The 14,632-nt window shown below is 51.9% G+C and carries 15 protein-coding genes; 7 read left to right on the top strand and 8 right to left on the bottom strand.

Annotation, left to right across the window (positions count from 1 at the left end; genetic code table 11):
* Positions 1 to 58: 58 nt before the first annotated feature.
* From VIN66_RS17280 to VIN66_RS17265, 4 genes are read left to right on the top strand one after another with little or no spacing between them, the layout of a single operon-like run.
* On the top strand, positions 59 to 1,309 hold the full coding sequence (locus tag VIN66_RS17280; RefSeq protein ID WP_331925142.1) for an efflux RND transporter periplasmic adaptor subunit: 1,251 nt from the start codon (positions 59 to 61) through the stop codon (positions 1,307 to 1,309).
* Between the two features lie 10 nt (positions 1,310 to 1,319).
* The gene (locus tag VIN66_RS17275) at positions 1,320 to 2,009 is read left to right on the top strand and encodes an ABC transporter ATP-binding protein (RefSeq protein WP_331925141.1); all 690 of its coding nucleotides are present in this window, start codon (positions 1,320 to 1,322) and stop codon (positions 2,007 to 2,009) included.
* Entirely contained in the window at positions 2,002 to 4,419 is a 2,418-nt protein-coding gene (locus tag VIN66_RS17270; RefSeq protein ID WP_331925140.1) for an ABC transporter permease, read from the top strand. The genes VIN66_RS17275 and VIN66_RS17270 overlap by 8 nt, the downstream gene beginning before the upstream one ends.
* 35 nt (positions 4,420 to 4,454) lie before the next feature.
* Entirely contained in the window at positions 4,455 to 5,552 is a 1,098-nt protein-coding gene (locus tag VIN66_RS17265; RefSeq protein WP_331925139.1) for an MBL fold metallo-hydrolase, read from the top strand.
* A gap of 4 nt (positions 5,553 to 5,556) precedes the next feature.
* Here VIN66_RS17265 and VIN66_RS17260 read toward each other — a convergent pair whose 3' ends face one another.
* From VIN66_RS17260 to VIN66_RS17250, 3 genes are read right to left on the bottom strand one after another with little or no spacing between them, the layout of a single operon-like run.
* Positions 5,557 to 5,835, bottom strand: coding sequence for a superinfection immunity protein (locus tag VIN66_RS17260; protein WP_331925138.1), 279 nt, complete (start codon positions 5,833 to 5,835; stop codon positions 5,557 to 5,559).
* A 3-nt stretch (positions 5,836 to 5,838) separates the two neighbouring features.
* On the bottom strand, positions 5,839 to 5,994 hold the full coding sequence (locus tag VIN66_RS17255) for a hypothetical protein (RefSeq protein WP_331925137.1): 156 nt from the start codon (positions 5,992 to 5,994) through the stop codon (positions 5,839 to 5,841).
* 42 nt (positions 5,995 to 6,036) lie between these two features.
* Positions 6,037 to 7,494 (bottom strand): amidohydrolase family protein, encoded by a 1,458-nt coding sequence (locus tag VIN66_RS17250; protein ID WP_331925136.1) that lies wholly within the window; start codon positions 7,492 to 7,494, stop codon positions 6,037 to 6,039.
* 179 nt (positions 7,495 to 7,673) lie between these two features.
* Between VIN66_RS17250 and VIN66_RS17245 the strand changes: the two genes are divergently transcribed.
* Together VIN66_RS17245 and VIN66_RS17240 are read left to right on the top strand one after the other, a co-directional pair.
* Positions 7,674 to 8,198, top strand: a complete 525-nt coding sequence (locus tag VIN66_RS17245; protein ID WP_331925135.1) for an RNA polymerase sigma factor — start codon at positions 7,674 to 7,676, stop codon at positions 8,196 to 8,198.
* Positions 8,188 to 8,781 (top strand): hypothetical protein, encoded by a 594-nt coding sequence (locus VIN66_RS17240; RefSeq protein WP_331925134.1) that lies wholly within the window; start codon positions 8,188 to 8,190, stop codon positions 8,779 to 8,781. The genes VIN66_RS17245 and VIN66_RS17240 overlap by 11 nt, the downstream gene beginning before the upstream one ends.
* 15 nt (positions 8,782 to 8,796) lie before the next feature.
* Here the strand turns inward: VIN66_RS17240 and VIN66_RS17235 are convergent, their stop codons facing one another.
* From VIN66_RS17235 to VIN66_RS17220, 4 genes are all read right to left on the bottom strand, one after another.
* The gene (locus VIN66_RS17235; RefSeq protein WP_331925133.1) at positions 8,797 to 9,894 is read right to left on the bottom strand and encodes an SLC13 family permease; all 1,098 of its coding nucleotides are present in this window, start codon (positions 9,892 to 9,894) and stop codon (positions 8,797 to 8,799) included.
* A gap of 6 nt (positions 9,895 to 9,900) precedes the next feature.
* Positions 9,901 to 10,437, bottom strand: coding sequence for a hypothetical protein (locus VIN66_RS17230; RefSeq protein WP_331925132.1), 537 nt, complete (start codon positions 10,435 to 10,437; stop codon positions 9,901 to 9,903).
* A 127-nt stretch (positions 10,438 to 10,564) separates the two neighbouring features.
* Positions 10,565 to 11,515 carry a glycoside hydrolase family 16 protein gene (locus VIN66_RS17225; RefSeq protein WP_331925131.1) on the bottom strand — a complete coding sequence of 317 codons (951 nt, stop codon included), beginning with the start codon at positions 11,513 to 11,515 and terminating at the stop codon, positions 10,565 to 10,567.
* Between the two features lie 96 nt (positions 11,516 to 11,611).
* Positions 11,612 to 12,412: a kinase gene (locus tag VIN66_RS17220; RefSeq protein WP_331925130.1), complete on the bottom strand. Its 801-nt coding sequence runs from the start codon at positions 12,410 to 12,412 to the stop codon at positions 11,612 to 11,614.
* 35 nt (positions 12,413 to 12,447) lie between these two features.
* On the opposite strand from VIN66_RS17220, the gene VIN66_RS17215 reads away from it, so the two are divergent.
* Positions 12,448 to 13,755 carry a short-chain fatty acid transporter gene (locus VIN66_RS17215; RefSeq protein WP_331925129.1) on the top strand — a complete coding sequence of 436 codons (1,308 nt, stop codon included), beginning with the start codon at positions 12,448 to 12,450 and terminating at the stop codon, positions 13,753 to 13,755.
* A gap of 8 nt (positions 13,756 to 13,763) precedes the next feature.
* Here the strand turns inward: VIN66_RS17215 and VIN66_RS17210 are convergent.
* A partial coding sequence (locus VIN66_RS17210) for a tetratricopeptide repeat protein (RefSeq protein WP_331925128.1) occupies positions 13,764 to 14,632 on the bottom strand: 869 nt, incomplete at its 5' end.

Raw genomic sequence — 14,632 nt, 5'->3', positions numbered from 1 at the left:
AAAATCCGGCACGCTGATTGCGTTAGTTGCAGATATGACTATTGCAGGAGCTCACAATATGGATAAAAAAATTTCCCCCTCTGCCAGGCATCGCCTGACAAAACCCGTGGTACTGCTGGTTACGGTAGCAATCACCGCCTGGCTTGGCATGAACTGGCAGGCCAGTGCCCGTACCTCTGTATTATTGCCGCTTAGCTCGGTCAGTACCGCCATAGTACAGCAACAGAACCTGCAGGAAAGCATTGCAATACGTGCCAATGTATTGCCGCAGCAGACTGTATTTCTGGATGTGATTGAAGGTGGCCGGGTCGAAGAAAAGCTGGCCGAACAGGGCCAGTTTGTCGAGCAGGGCCAACCACTGGTAAAACTGAGTAACACGGCGCTGCAGCTGGACTTAATCAGCCGCGAAGCCCAGGTAACTGAGCAGATGAACTTTCTGCGTAACACCCAGATGACGATTGAAACCAACCGGCTGAACCTGAAACGGGACGTACTGGATATCGAGCATCAAATTGCAACGCTCAGCCGTAATCTCGCGCAAAGTGAGCCGCTGGTAAAAACCGGCGTGCTGGCCAAAGAGCACCTGCTGAACCTGCAGCAGGATTTAAGCTATCAGCAACAGCGACTGGTACTGACTAAACAACAGCAGCAGCAGGAAGAGGCCATTCGCCAGCAACAGCTCGGCCAGCTGAGCGACAGCGTGGCTATGCTGACAAAGAACCTGGAGTTTGCAAGACAGAACGTGCAGAACCTGCTGGTTAAAGCCCCGGTTAGTGGTTATCTGAGCGAATTTAACGTCGAAGCCGGTGAGTCACGCGCGCCGGGTAGCCGCATGGGCCAAATCGATATCCCCGGCCAGTACAAACTGGTGGCCAGTGTCGATGAATTTTACTTAAGCCGGGTCGCTATTGGCATGCAAGCCACTGCACAGCTGAATCAGCAGCCGCTTGATCTTGTTGTCAGCCGCATTGATAGCAGGGTAGTGAATAACCAGTTTCAGCTTGAGTTTACCCTGCCGGGCGAACAGAACGTGACCCGCGGCCAATCAGTAAACCTGACACTAAAACTGGATGCACAGCAACAAGACGCGCTGGTGTTGCCACGTGGGGCATATCTGGCCGATAGCGCAGGCCAGTATGTCTATGTGCTGAACAGTAATACCGCTGTGGCTCACAAGCAAACTGTGACGCTTGGCAGACAGAGTGCCCGTCAGGTTGAGATTATCAGCGGCCTGCAAGCCGGAGATCAGGTGATTATTTCCGGCTATCGCGATTTCGCCCAAGCCGATACTATTCAACTACAACAATAAGGACAGCAAGATGATCCAGTTACAACAATTAAACCGGGTGTTTCGCACCGCCGAGCTTGAAACCACAGCGCTGAACCAGATTGATTTACACATTGAACAAGGCGACTTTGTTGCTATTATGGGCCCTTCCGGCTGCGGTAAATCTACCCTGCTGAGCATTTTAGGCATGCTGGACAGCCCCACCTCAGGCGCTTATCTGTTCGAAAGTACTGATATTGCCAACTACAGTGAAAAGCAACTGGCGCAGCTTAGAAAAACCAAACTCGGCTTTGTGTTTCAAAGCTTTAACCTGATTGATGAGTTAACGGTATTTCAGAATGTTGAGTTGCCGCTGCAGTATCAGGGTGTCGCTGCCAGCGAGCGTAAACAGCGGGTAGAGGCGATACTAAAACGCATGCAGATAGACCACCGCGCCGATCATTTGCCACTGCAGCTATCTGGTGGCCAGCAGCAGCGGGTGGCTGTCGCCAGAGCTTTGGTGATTAACCCGGCTTTGATATTAGCGGATGAACCCACCGGTAACCTCGATTCAAAAAACAGTGAAGAAGTGATGCAGATGCTGCGCCAGTTAAATCGCGAAGGCACAACTGTTGTTATGGTGACGCACTCAGAGCACGAGTCACGCTATGCCAGCCGCATTGTTCGGATGCTGGATGGTCAGATCATTACCGAGCGTGCGCTGGAGGCGAAATATGCTTAACTCACTGACCATGTTAAGTAATTATCTTACAACCGGTGCGCGCGCTGTGCTCAGGCATAAAACCCATTTAGCACTGAATTTAACGGGCTTAACGGTTGGCCTGGCTTCGGCACTGCTGATTTTGCTGTATGCCAGCTATGAGCTGGGTTTTGATAAAATGCACCCCGATGCAGCCCATACCTATCGTTTGGAACAGCATTTTGCTTCAATGAATCAACGTTTCCCGGTATCGAGCCCGGCAATGAAAGCTCTGCTGCAAGACTATGACAAGCGTATCCGGGTAACGCGCTTCAGCCCGGGAGCGCCAGCAGTTAAGTTGGCAGAAAACAGCCAGCAACTGTCGCTGGAATGGCCACTATCAGTTGACAGTAACATCGCAGAATTTTTTACCATTCAGGTGCTACAAGGCGATCTTGCTGCAACTTTGGCACAGCCAAACCAGATTGCGCTGGCAGAACACGAGGCGCAGCGCTTGTTTGGCAGCACTGATATTATCAACCGGCAATTTCAGCTTGGCGAGCAGCGTTATACCGTAACAGCGGTATTCCGCTTACCGCAGCAAAGCCATCTTCGGGCTGGGTCGTTACGCCGTATCAGTGACGGCGCGGCCTCCACCAGCATAAGAATAAACAACGTTTACAGCTATATTCACTTACCAGATGACATTGATAAAACCACTCTGCTTAGCCAACTCACATCCACACTGAACCAGCAAGCGTATGACGGTCAGCAAATGAGCAGACTGGAACTGCGGGCCCTGACCGACATTCACCTGCATTCGGCATTAGCTTATGAGTTCAAGGTGAATGGTTCAGCCAGTACGGTACGTATTTGCCTGCTGCTGGCCGCTTTGTTACTGCTGATTGCTGCCATTAACTTTATTAATATGAGCACAGCACGCGCTGGTATGCGGGCAAAAGAAGTAGGTGTTCGTAAAGCCTTAGGCGCCAGTCGCAGCCAGTTATTTTTGCAGTTTATGCTGGAGTCGCTGCTGATAGCCGTTTGTGCTGGCTTACTGGCGGCCGTTGCCGTGGAGCTGGCGTTACCTCAGTTTAATCAGCTGATTAACCGTCCACTTGAGCTACACTATGCCGGCAACTTTGGTGTAATTTTAGTTAGCTGTGTAGTGGTAGTCGGCTGTCTGGCTGGTATCTACCCGGCTGTGTTTATTTCTGCTTTTGATGCCAAAAAAGTATTAAGTGGAGATTTTCAGCGCGGTAATACGGCTATCTGGCTACGTAAAGGCTTGCTGGTATTGCAAGGAGCCATTACTGTTGGATTACTGGTGGCCAGCATAGTATTACAGCAACAACTGCAACTGTTACAAAATCAGCCCACCGGTTATCTTCGGGACAGTCGGTTATTAATTAAAGGCATAAATAATCAGCATTTATTCTGGGCCGGCAACCAGGACTTACTGCAAAGCCTGGCCAAGCTGGACGGTGTCAACGCGGTATCGATGCTGGATATGCAACTTACTGAAACCGTCTCTCAGGCGATGGACATCCAGCTGCCTGGTCAGACGCAGGACAATACCTTGCCGCCGGTATCACAGATAGGCGTAGGTTTTAATATTGCTAAAGCAGCAGGCTTAACCTTACTGGCAGGCCGCGACTTCAGTGACGACTTTCAAAGTGATTGGTACCAGACCCAGGGCGACCATGCAACCGCTTCGGTCATCATCACGGCCTCATTAGCGCAAAAAGCCGGCGTGACGGACCTTAACGATGTGATAGGTCAGCAATGGTTGCTGCCCGGTGATGAACCTGTACTACGTATGACTGTAGTCGGCGTGGTAGCCGATATTCAGGTCGGCTCCGCACTGAAAGAGCCCGAGCCGCTGATACTGATTTGTGGTCGCTCTCCCATGAATTACAGTAACATCATACTGGACTTACAGCCTGAATTTGCCATTGGCACTCAAAGCAAAGTACAGCAGTTGCTGGCAGATCGGCTGCAACGGCAGGATCTGAGGCTGAGCTGGTTAAATGATGATTACAACGCCATGTATCATAACCAGAGACGTCAGAGCAAAGTGATCGCTATTTTTGCCAGCCTGGCCATTGCACTAACCTGTATCGGATTATTTGGCCTGGCTGCCTTTAGCGCAGAGCAGCGCTCGCGGGAAGTGGCCATGCGTAAAGTACTGGGCGCAGGTCGCTTCAACCTGGTTAATCTGCTGGCCAGCGAGTACCTGAAACTTATGGCAGTCAGCAGCATGCTGGCTATTCCAGCAACCTACTGGACATTAAACAACTGGCTCAGCGCGTTTAGTGTCCGTATCAGTCAAAACCCGCTCTGGTACCTGCTGGCCGCGGCGGCAACCTTCGCCATTTGCTGGTGTACCGTTGCTGCGCTGGCCTGGCAGGTTGCCGGGCGCAAGCCAGCCATGGTATTAAGACAGCAGTAAGCGAAATAACAGCAATGATAAATAAAGGATTATTAATGAAACTAAGGTTAGTTTCTGCCACCGCACTGCTTGGCAGCGCGGTGTTACTCAATGCCTGTAGCACGCCAAACCGGGTAGTGCAGCAAGTAGGCCCGGATGCAGTGATTGAGCAGGTCACAGAAGGCGAGTACAAGGGCATGTACCGTAATGCATATCGCACGGCGGTGGAAAAGCGCCAGTATCCGGCCAATTGCACAGCCGACTGTTATCCGCCGCATGCCGCAGTGGCCTGTAAAACCCCGGGCCAGGATTGTCAGTATATCGGCCAGCAGCAGGCGCCGTTACTTAACACCGGCTTTAGCCTGCAGTGGTTGGGGCATGCTAGTTTTCAGGTAAAGACCCCCGATGGCCAGCAACTGTTGTTTGATCCGGTATTCGGCCAGTTTGACTGGCCGGTAAGTTGGGCGCAACATCTGGCCGGTATTATTAAACGGCCTTACACGCCAAAACTGACAGCTGAACAGCTGGCGGCAACCGACGCTGTGCTGTATTCACACCTGCATTATGATCATTTTAGCCATGCCAGCATTGCGCAAATTGGTAACAAGGCTAGCTATTATTTGCCGCTGGGTATGGCAGCTTATATGCCCAAAGGCGGCTATAACATTATTGAACAAGCCTGGTACAGCCATAGCCAACTGGGTGAACTGAATATCCACTTAGTGCCGGCGCATCATTTTAACAGCCGCAAGTTGTTTAATGACCATAACCAGGCGATGTGGGGTGGCTGGCTGCTGGAGCATAGTGGCAACACACTGTTTTTTGCCGGCGATACCGGCTATTCGGCACATTTTAACGATATTCAGCAGAAATATGGCGATATTGATATCTGCCTGCTACCAATAGCATCCTATCACCATGAAACAGACGGCGACTGGTATCGTTATGTGCATACCACGCCGGAAGATGCGTTAGTCGCTGCTGCAGAGCTGGGCTGTAAACTGATGATCCCCTGGGGCTACGGCAATGGCAGCTGGCAGATGGGCGATCACAGCTCGCACTCACCATTACTGCGTTTGTTGCATATGCAGCAGCAACTGCAAAGTACAGTGCCGCTGCTGATTTTAAATGAAGGTGATAGCGTTGCCTTATAATGTATCAGGCCACCGGCTTTAACCGCGCTTTAGCCGCCAGTTTGTTGCTAAGTTTGCCGGTAACCGCCCATACCAAGAGTGCCAGCCAGGCAATCCAGGAAAAACCGGCCGGAATATTCAACAGCGCAATTTTGCCCAGATGCTGGCGGTTAAATACCAAAGCCAGCAAGCTGGGTAAAAACCATACTGCGACAAAGAACAGGCCAAAGCCCAGCAAAAACAACAGATCGGCTTGTTGCCAGGCTTCAGTAAACGCGACGATAAGTTGATTGATAGTGTCCATATTTTAGTCCTCCTTGGTGGCTTTTATAATCGCAGCTTCAATCACCACAGCAATCAGCCACATGGCCACAAAGAAGATGCCGAACGATATTAACTGCTGGCTATCCGCCTGATACCAGGCAGTCGTGAAAGGTGTTATCAGGTGTTGTAAAGTTTCCATGGTTATTTCCTCGCTATGTTTAAACTCAGTTTTCAGACAGATTTACAGTTCAATGTTGCTTAGGTTGGCCAACTCAGCTTTAAGGGCATCTACGCGGTGGGCTTTGCCCTGCTGCACCACGGTATGCACGGTGGTCAGCGCATTCAGATCAGTTACCGGGTTAGTGGTTAGCACGATAAAGTCGGCAACATAGCCCGCTGCCAGCTGACCGGTTTCGGCTAAATCCAGATGGCGGGCACCGCCTACGGTGGCCAGTTGCAGTACCTGCCAGTTAGTCAGGCCAGCTGTTTGGCTAAGTTGAAGTTCACGCAGGTAAAACGGGCCGCTGGCGACGCTGTCAGTACCGATGGCCAGCGGCACGCTGGCATCGTACAGCCGTTTAAATAATTGCTGCACTTTCGGCATTTGTTGTTGTGCAGTGGCCACTTCTTCGGCAGTCCAGTCGTAGCTGGGCGCAGCCAGTGCACCGCGCCAGCTTTTGCGCATTTGCGGGTGAAACACCCACATATCGGACTCCGGATACAAGGTTTCCAACTCGCGGGCGAAGTAAATCATTTCGTTCGCCACTAACGTTAAATCAATCCTTGTTTGTTGTTGCGCCAGTGTGGTGAAAAGCCGCTGCATAGGGGCATTGTCATAATCGGCATGTTTAAACCAGTTGTAGGTAAAGCGGCCGCTGTGCGGTTTTTTACGCTCAGCCAGATACGCTGTTTTACTGTCACCGGTTAACAGTTCAGCACTGGTGGGCAGTGCATGAGTTAACGCATCGATACCCAAGTCTGCAGCAAATTGCCAGCTGACACTGTCCAGATGCGCTATGGCTTTTAAGCCGGCGGCCTGAGCCAGGCGGATACCCATAGCCACTTCGTCTTTGCTCAGGCCCTGGTACAGTTTGATATATTTTGCACCCTGAGCTTTTTGGCTGGCTATTTCAGCCTGCCAGTCGGCTACAGTTTTTGGATACACAGAACCGCCCAGTATCGGCGTTGGTTCAAACACAAAACCGGCGTAACTCAAATTTGGGCCTTGCCAGTTACCGGCTTGCTGTTGGCGCATATATTCCGCGTTGGCTGCTGGCTCGCCGGCCGGACTAAATGCCGTTGTCACGCCGGTAGCCAGTGTACTGATGGCATGGTAGCGGGTCAGTTCACTGTGGCCTTTCAGGGTTATTACCGGCTTACCATCCTGCATTTCAACGCGCATCGGTCCGGCGGTCAGGTGCAGATGCACATCAATCAGCCCTGGCATAACATAGTGATCCTGTAAATCGATCAGTTTTGCCGCCACAGGCAGGCTGGCTGAAGCTTGTTGCTGCCCTATTTGCACAATGCGGCCATCCTGCACCAGCAGCCAGCCATCGGCCAGTTGTTGCTCAGTTGCAGGGTTTATCAGCGTTGCGTTGTGGTACAGCACGGTATCAGCATTATTGCTGTCCGTGGCGGCACCGACGGTTAGGCTAAACAGCGTGGCGATAACAGATAACGACAAAGTATTTTTCATGGTGTTGCTCCGGTTTATCAGGTTGTTGCAATCTAAGTCGTTGATTTTTTGTTAGGTGTTACAGATTATTTTTTTATTTTTTTGTGTAACACTTGGCAGCGAAAGTCAGACTTAACAGGTGAGCGCGATATAAAAAGCAGAGCCACCCCGACCATCACTTAACAGCAGGGCAGCATCGTTTGAGCACAGGAGTTAACAGCGCACAGAGCGCTATCGATTTTGTATTGCAGCTATGGCAGCAGCACCAGGGAGCTATCAGCCGTACTTTGTTAGCCAGTGAAGCCGATCCGGCGGCACGGCAGGATTTAAAGCAGGATGTTTTTCTCGCGCTGCATCAGGCGGCAGAGCGACTACAGGCCGCAGAGCTACCGCGGGCTTACCTGTTTCGCATCGTACATAATGTGACAGTGGATCATATTGCCCGGGCTCAGCGCCATAAATGGCAGCCGCTAGATGAAGACACACAGCAACAACTGCTGGAAGACTGCCCGTCAGAGCAGTTGGGGGAACAACAGCAAAGTCAGCAATTGATGCGGGCAGTACGGCGTTTGTCGCCGGCTAACCGTCAGGTCATTTTACTGGCGATGGAAGATTTACCGGCACCGGAGATTGCAGACATTCTGCAGATCAGCCACGGTGCTGTCAGAGTGCGGCTTAACCGCGCGAAAACCGAATTAATGGAGTTAATGCAAGATGGCCGATAATTTTGATTTTGCCGCGCTGGCCAAAAGCTGGCAACAACAGCCAGTTACGGAAGAAACGCCGCCCGGCGCTGACGATTTGGCACAAGCCAGCCAGCGCCAACGTGAGCAAAAGTGGCTGATGTACAGCGAGTGGCTGGGCGCGGTGATTATGGCTGGCTCAGCACTGTGGTTGCTGTTTAATCTGCCCGGCTGGCTGGGCGGGTTGTCGGCACTGTTTCTGGCGTTCGGAGCATTAGGCGCAGCTTATGTCAGTTGGCATATCCACCGGCCAATACTGGCATATGACAACTGGAGCAGCAGTGGTTTAGTCAAATTTCGCCGTCAGGCATGCCAGCTTAGCCTGCGCTACTATCGGTATACCCAGTTAAGCTGTGTGGCACTGGTATTGTTCACGCTGATCCTATGGTTGCTGCAGTTAACCCAACTGGACAACATCCCGCTGGTTATGCGTTGGTTTTACAGCCTGATGGTTTCGCCACTGTGCCTGTTTGCCAGCTACCGCTTACAGCTTAAAATCCGGCAGAAAACCGCTGAGCTAGCGCAGCTGGATAACCTGGCGCAGGATTTTCAGCACGCTGAATAAACCGCAGACCAGCGCTTACAGCAGTACCCAGCCAAGCAGCAGACTGAGCACAAACATTGGCAGTGACCAACAGTGAAATTCACGCCATAACCCCTGTTGCTGGCTAAGCCGCAGCGCAATTAAGTTTGCCAGCGAACCTATTGCTAACCCAAAGCCGCCAACGCTGACACCAAAGCTCAGGGCGCGCCAGTCATTGGTAAAATTTTGCAGAAAAATGGCTGCCGGCACATTCGATATCAGCTGTGACAGCAGTGCGCCGCCAACGTAACTGCCATCCGGTATTGCCATTATTTGTATCACTAGCGGCTGTAATAGAGGCATCTGGGCCAGCAAACCTAAATTGATAAACATCAATATAAACACCAGCAGCAATAACCAGTCGATCGCCGTTACCACACTGCGTTTCAGTATAAAGTAGGTGGCCAGTAAGCCAACTGCAGCATAGGGCGCCAGCTGATACTCCATCGCCAGGATAAACAACGGATAACCGGCCAGTGACCAGCCAAATAAACGGCGGTTATCACTATTGTTGTTATGCGGCACCTTGATGGTTAAGCGGGTCGCGGCAAAAGCGATGCAACTTAACAGCAGGATCATTAGCAGTAAACTGAGCGCTAAGGGTGCCATCATCAGCGTAAATTGCCAGAAGCTGTAACCTGACGCCTGCCATAACATCAAGTTTTGCGGATTCCCTATCGGCGTTAAACTGGAGCCGGCATTCACTGCCAGCGCCAGAAAGATAACCAGTCTGCCCACAGCCATACCACTTAGACGGCCAATACTGAGCGCGATAGGCAGCAGAATAAACAGCGCCACATCATTGGTCACAATCGCCGACAGCAAGGCGGCAAACAGCAACAACAATTGCGCCAGGCGCCGCTCCGTGTGACACCACCCCAGCAGAACACTGGCAAAGCGAGCCAGATAACCGCTATCTTCCAGTGCTTTGCTCAGCAGCATCAAGCCAGCCAGTGCCGCAACGGTATGCCAGTCTACCAGCGCTACCAAACCAGATGGCGCAGCCGGCTGCAGCCAAAGCAGGATTGGTAGCAGTAATAGCAACGCCAGCAGCAAATAGTCTTCCGTTACGCGAGACAGCACTGAGCGTAGCAACGTCGGTTACTGCAAAAAGCGTTGGCTATCGTCGATGCGGCAGTGCTCAACAGGCTGCGGCTGGTTTTCACGATCGACCAGCCAGCACTCTTCGTAGATAGAGCAGTAGCACAATTCTATGCCTATTAAATGATCCTGCGCATAGTGTTTACTGAAGAAAGCGGCGTTATTGATTTCTACCGGATTAATCTGCTTTTGTGCCGGTAACACCGTAGTGCCAATATGCGACTGCACCATACCTTCGTTTTCTAAGCCATATTTGCTGAACAAGGTTTGCCAGCTTGGAATGGCTTCACCGTCATAGGTTACCCTGGCATACTGAATAAGCGCAGGGCCCGTGCCGTTATTAGATACAATGTAGCGAAAAGAACTCTTCGTATTATGGCCCCGGGCAAGTTCTATCCGCGGCCACACAGATGAGCGGGCATAAGCCCTGTCAATAAAAGCGGAGTAAATGCTGACAAAGGCCGTAATTAGGCTGACGATCAGTGCCGAGGCGGCGATGATCATTTCCGGGTTCTTAAAACTGTAACGTGTTGTCATAGGGTAACGTTGTTATTGCGTCCTTGTGCGCGCCACTGTACCGCAGGAAAGCTGGCGGCAACAAGTGCCCAACGTAAAAACGGCTACCTTAAGTAGCCGTGATAAAGCCGATTGAATATAGGCCAGCTTACAAACCACAGTATGGCGCCAAACCTTTATCCGGTACCTGATCAATATGCCGCTGTTCTGATGCACGCAGCGCTGCAACTTTAGCTTCAACCTCTGCGGTGGTCAGCTCAGCGTCTTCGACATGCAGTACCCAGTCAATATCCTGTTGGTACTGACGCGACTCGTTTGAATCTATCGGGCCGACCGAGCCGTCGGCACCTTTTGGCATAAACCACAGGTTAAAATTCATCGACATTGGTACTTCCGGTGCCACGGCGTTCGTGTGGTCGCCAACTAAGTTACCATCCACGTAGTAGCGCACTGCATCGGCGCTGACATTCATTACCAGCGTATGCCAGCCACTATAATCACCTGGCACGCGGCTGAACTCGTTCACCTTGGTCCAGGGCTCAAGCTGAAAGGTTTCCCAGGTGGTAGTCCACATCGCGCTGTCGCTGTTCTCACCCCAGCCACCGTTTGGCAGGTATTCAAAATCGACTTCGCTGTAATCCGGGTCGAGTGGTGCAGCCAGCGGGCTGATGGCATAAAACGTCTGGATCACCTCATCGCCGTCCGGGCCATAGCTTGGCTCATTGCGGAAGAACACCCGGGCGGCATAGGTGCCATACAGGTATTTGCGCGCATGGCAAATTTGCGTATGGCGCGTGCCGTCACCGGTGCCATCTGTCACAGAGCTCATGCGGGCAATGCCGAATTGAGCGCCGTCTGGTGCTTCGTGGGTACTAATGCCGTCGGCTGACCAGGCGGCACCGGCTATGCCCGGGTGGCCGGTTTCGGTACGGGCCGTCCAGCCATTAGCAAACAGAGCCTCGGCACTGGCATAAGTAAAGTCATCAAACATCAGAGCTGGTTCGGCAGCGTCTGTCGTTGTCTGCGGTAATACCGCTGTTGTTGTAGCCTGCTCACAACCTGCCAGTAGCAGCAGTAAAGCTAAAGATGAATAGCGCATAGTTCCCCCGTTTATTGTTTAAAAAACAGCCTACCGGCAAAATGACAACGCTGTCAATTAATAACTTATGGCTTTTTTAAAACAGTGCATAGCAAATTAGTTAGCGGAGAAATGGATATTATGCTGGCTATCCAGCGACACAGTGTCGTCAGCCAGCTGCGGCAATTGCTGCCAGCTGGCCAGTGTTAAACGCTGAAATGGCAGCATAAAGCGCGAAAGCTGCTCTGGCGTCATGCCCTTGCTACGCTGCTGCCACAGTTGTTGCTCCTGCTGTGCCCGCCAGCGGCAAACGCAGTTCCAGTCTGGTGCTTTAAGCCAGATAAGTGGCTGTAATAACTGCCAGTATTCTGCATAAGGCCCGGCCAGCTGGTTATTGACGAACTGTCGCCAACGGCCATCTTTATCTTCGCCTTGTTCCAGCTGATTAACCGGCTCTGTCAGCTCAGCTTCAGGTTGCGCCGCCACGCCTAGACACCAGCCTTCGACGATTAACAGATCCAGCCGCTGTGCTGCCAATGCTGCAGCAGGTTCATCCAACGCTTTATCAAATTGTGGCAAGGCGACGTCATACCCGGCTAATACCGCTTTAGCGTCAGCGATAGCGCGGGCAATATCGTGCGTACCCGGCACGCCACGTTGCACCAGCAGCGGATGCACCTGCTCGGCCAGAGCCTGGCGCTGAGCCTTACTCAGATAATAATCATCCAGCGATACCGCCGCCGCTTTGATACCCTGGCGTTGCAGCTGCTTGACCAATTCGGCGGCCAACGTGCTTTTTCCGCTGCCCTGGGCGCCACTGATGCCGACGACAGCCGGAAAACTAAGGTCGGATTGCAGTTTTTCGGTTAACTGGGCTAAGGTTGTCTGATACTGCGCACTGGCACGAAAATCTGTCATGTTGCCTTCCTTAAAACAATAACAATGAGTCTACTATGCTAAACACCGCTGCCAAACCCCTGGTTAAACTGGTAGAACGCTATCTGCCGGACCCTTACGTTTTTGTACTGCTACTGAGCATAGTGGTGTTCTGCGCCGCCACGTTTTTTCAGCAACAAAGCCCACTGCAGGTATTGCAGTACTGGGGCGACGGTTTCTGGGGCTTGCTTAGCTTCTCGATGCAAATGCTGCTGGTGCTGGTTACCGGTTTTATGCTGGCCAACACCCCGCTGGTAAAAGGCATACTCGACAGGCTGGCAAAACTGGCCAACAGTGCTGGCCAGGCAATAGTGTTAGTCAGCTTGATTTCGCTTATCGCCAGCTGGCTAAACTGGGGCTTTGGCCTGGTGGTCGGCGCGCTGTTTGCCAAAGCGCTGGCAAAAAGGGTTAAAGTGGATTATCGCTTGCTGGTAGCCAGTGCCTACTCCGGCTTTATTGTCTGGCACGGCGGCCTGGCAGGCTCAGTGCCGCTGACTATCGCCACGCCCAACCATTTTAGTGCCAGCCAGATTGGTGTTATTCCCACCAACGAGACCATTTTTGCCGGCTTTAATCTGCTGTTGGTGGCTATACTGTTTGTCGCCGTGCCGGTGGTCAATTACCTGATGCAGCCCAAAGCAGACGAAAGTGTCTATGTCGACCCGGCCAAACTACGTGACGATGTCCATGTTAAAAGTCAGAGCAACCGCCCGGCCGATAAACTGGAAAACAGTATCGTGCTGGGCCTGCTGGTGGGCTTTGCCGGCCTGGCGTACCTGGTGCAGTATTTTGTCAAAGGTGGCAGCTTAAACCTTAATATTGTGAACTACCTGTTTTTGTTTCTTGCCATAGTACTGCACGGCACGCCAAGCCGGCTGTTACACAGCCTGCAACAGGCGATTAAAGGCGGTGCCGGTATTGTCATTCAGTTCCCTTTTTACGCCGGCATTATGGCGATCATGGTGCAATCAGGCCTGGCTCAGAGTATGTCACAGTGGTTTGTCAGCTTTGCCAGTGCAGAAACACTGGCGTTCTGGACCTTTATCAGTGCTGGCATTGTCAATATCTTCGTACCCTCCGGCGGTGGCCAATGGGCTGTGCAGGCACCGGTCATGATACCCGCCGCACTGGAGCTGGGTGCTGATATCAACCGCATTGCCATGGCGGTAGCTTGGGGCGATGCCTGGACTAATCTAATACAACCATTCTGGGCCCTGCCCTTACTGGCGATAGCCGGCCTGAAAGCCAAAGACATTATGGGCTTTTGTCTGGTACAACTGGTCATGACAGGGGTAATTATCAGTCTGGTGCTAAGCTTTGCCTGATAACAGCACTATTTCGCAGATTTTGCTGTATTGAAATAAGCATTTAACGGTGCAAAATCCGGTGAAGCGACAAAGCCTGGGCAGTTACCAGCCAACCGCTGTTTCAACTGTGCAGCTTTGTCCATATCACCCAGATACATCCATACCAGTGCCATAATATGTAAGGAAGCAGGTTCTGCCGCCGCATCGAGCGCCAGGGCCTCTTCGCGCAGTGATGTGTGCAGCTGCGCGGAAACCAACTCAGGCTGTAACAGAGCTAAATCCAGATAAATCGCCACCCGGATCGCACGTTGCAAATGGTTGGCTTCACCCTTGGCAATCGCATGCTCAATAAAATGCAGCGACTTTTGATAAGCCGTTATAGCCTCATTTACGGCACCGGCATGGCGATAAGCATTAGCCAGGTTCATCCAGATATTGTATTGCTGATCTGCCCCTTGCTGTTCCAGAGTCTGCAAACGTTCAGTAAAGATGGCTATCGCTTGCTGATATTCCTGCAGGTAGTAATGGACTGTTGCAACATTGGCCAGCACAATTTCCTGTCCTGGCTGATATTCCAGAGCTGCCAGATAATGCTGTTTCGCGGCGGTCAGATCGCCTTTGCAAAACTGCAAGGTGCCCAGGTTGTTATAGGTTTGAAACTCCGGCCGTAACTCAGCGGCTCTGGCAGACCAGGCAATAGCATCATCGACATTACCGCCGAAATAGTGTGCTCTGCCCAGCGTATAAGGTAATTTCCAGTTATCAGGCTCGCTGGCGAAGGCTTCGCCCAGCAGGTTAACTGCTTGCTGAATATAGCTGCTATCGCCGGTTTTTCTAAACTGCAGCAATTGCACCTCGGCCAGCACAAATTTAGCAGTTACATTGTCGCTGTCAC

This window comes from Rheinheimera sp. (assembly GCF_036568245.1).
Classification (GTDB): Bacteria; Pseudomonadota; Gammaproteobacteria; order Enterobacterales; family Alteromonadaceae; genus Alishewanella.
Note: the sequence above shows the minus strand (reverse complement) of the source record. Positions and strands in the feature narration are given on the sequence as shown.

Excerpts from the sequence above, each read along its gene's own strand:
- VIN66_RS17255 (WP_331925137.1), bottom strand. The coding sequence starts at position 5,994 with ATGGAAACTTTACAACACCTGATAACACCTTTCACGACTGCCTGGTAT.
- VIN66_RS17240 (WP_331925134.1), top strand. The coding sequence starts at position 8,188 with ATGGCCGATAATTTTGATTTTGCCGCGCTGGCCAAAAGCTGGCAACAA.
- VIN66_RS17220 (WP_331925130.1), bottom strand. The coding sequence starts at position 12,412 with ATGACAGATTTTCGTGCCAGTGCGCAGTATCAGACAACCTTAGCCCAG.
- VIN66_RS17225 (WP_331925131.1), bottom strand. The coding sequence starts at position 11,515 with ATGCGCTATTCATCTTTAGCTTTACTGCTGCTACTGGCAGGTTGTGAG.
- VIN66_RS17265 (WP_331925139.1), top strand. The coding sequence starts at position 4,455 with ATGAAACTAAGGTTAGTTTCTGCCACCGCACTGCTTGGCAGCGCGGTG.
- VIN66_RS17250 (WP_331925136.1), bottom strand. The coding sequence starts at position 7,494 with ATGAAAAATACTTTGTCGTTATCTGTTATCGCCACGCTGTTTAGCCTA.
- VIN66_RS17230 (WP_331925132.1), bottom strand. The coding sequence starts at position 10,437 with ATGACAACACGTTACAGTTTTAAGAACCCGGAAATGATCATCGCCGCC.
- VIN66_RS17275 (WP_331925141.1), top strand. The coding sequence starts at position 1,320 with ATGATCCAGTTACAACAATTAAACCGGGTGTTTCGCACCGCCGAGCTT.
- VIN66_RS17260 (WP_331925138.1), bottom strand. The coding sequence starts at position 5,835 with ATGGACACTATCAATCAACTTATCGTCGCGTTTACTGAAGCCTGGCAA.
- VIN66_RS17215 (WP_331925129.1), top strand. The coding sequence starts at position 12,448 with ATGCTAAACACCGCTGCCAAACCCCTGGTTAAACTGGTAGAACGCTAT.
- VIN66_RS17270 (WP_331925140.1), top strand. The coding sequence starts at position 2,002 with ATGCTTAACTCACTGACCATGTTAAGTAATTATCTTACAACCGGTGCG.
- VIN66_RS17280 (WP_331925142.1), top strand. The coding sequence starts at position 59 with ATGGATAAAAAAATTTCCCCCTCTGCCAGGCATCGCCTGACAAAACCC.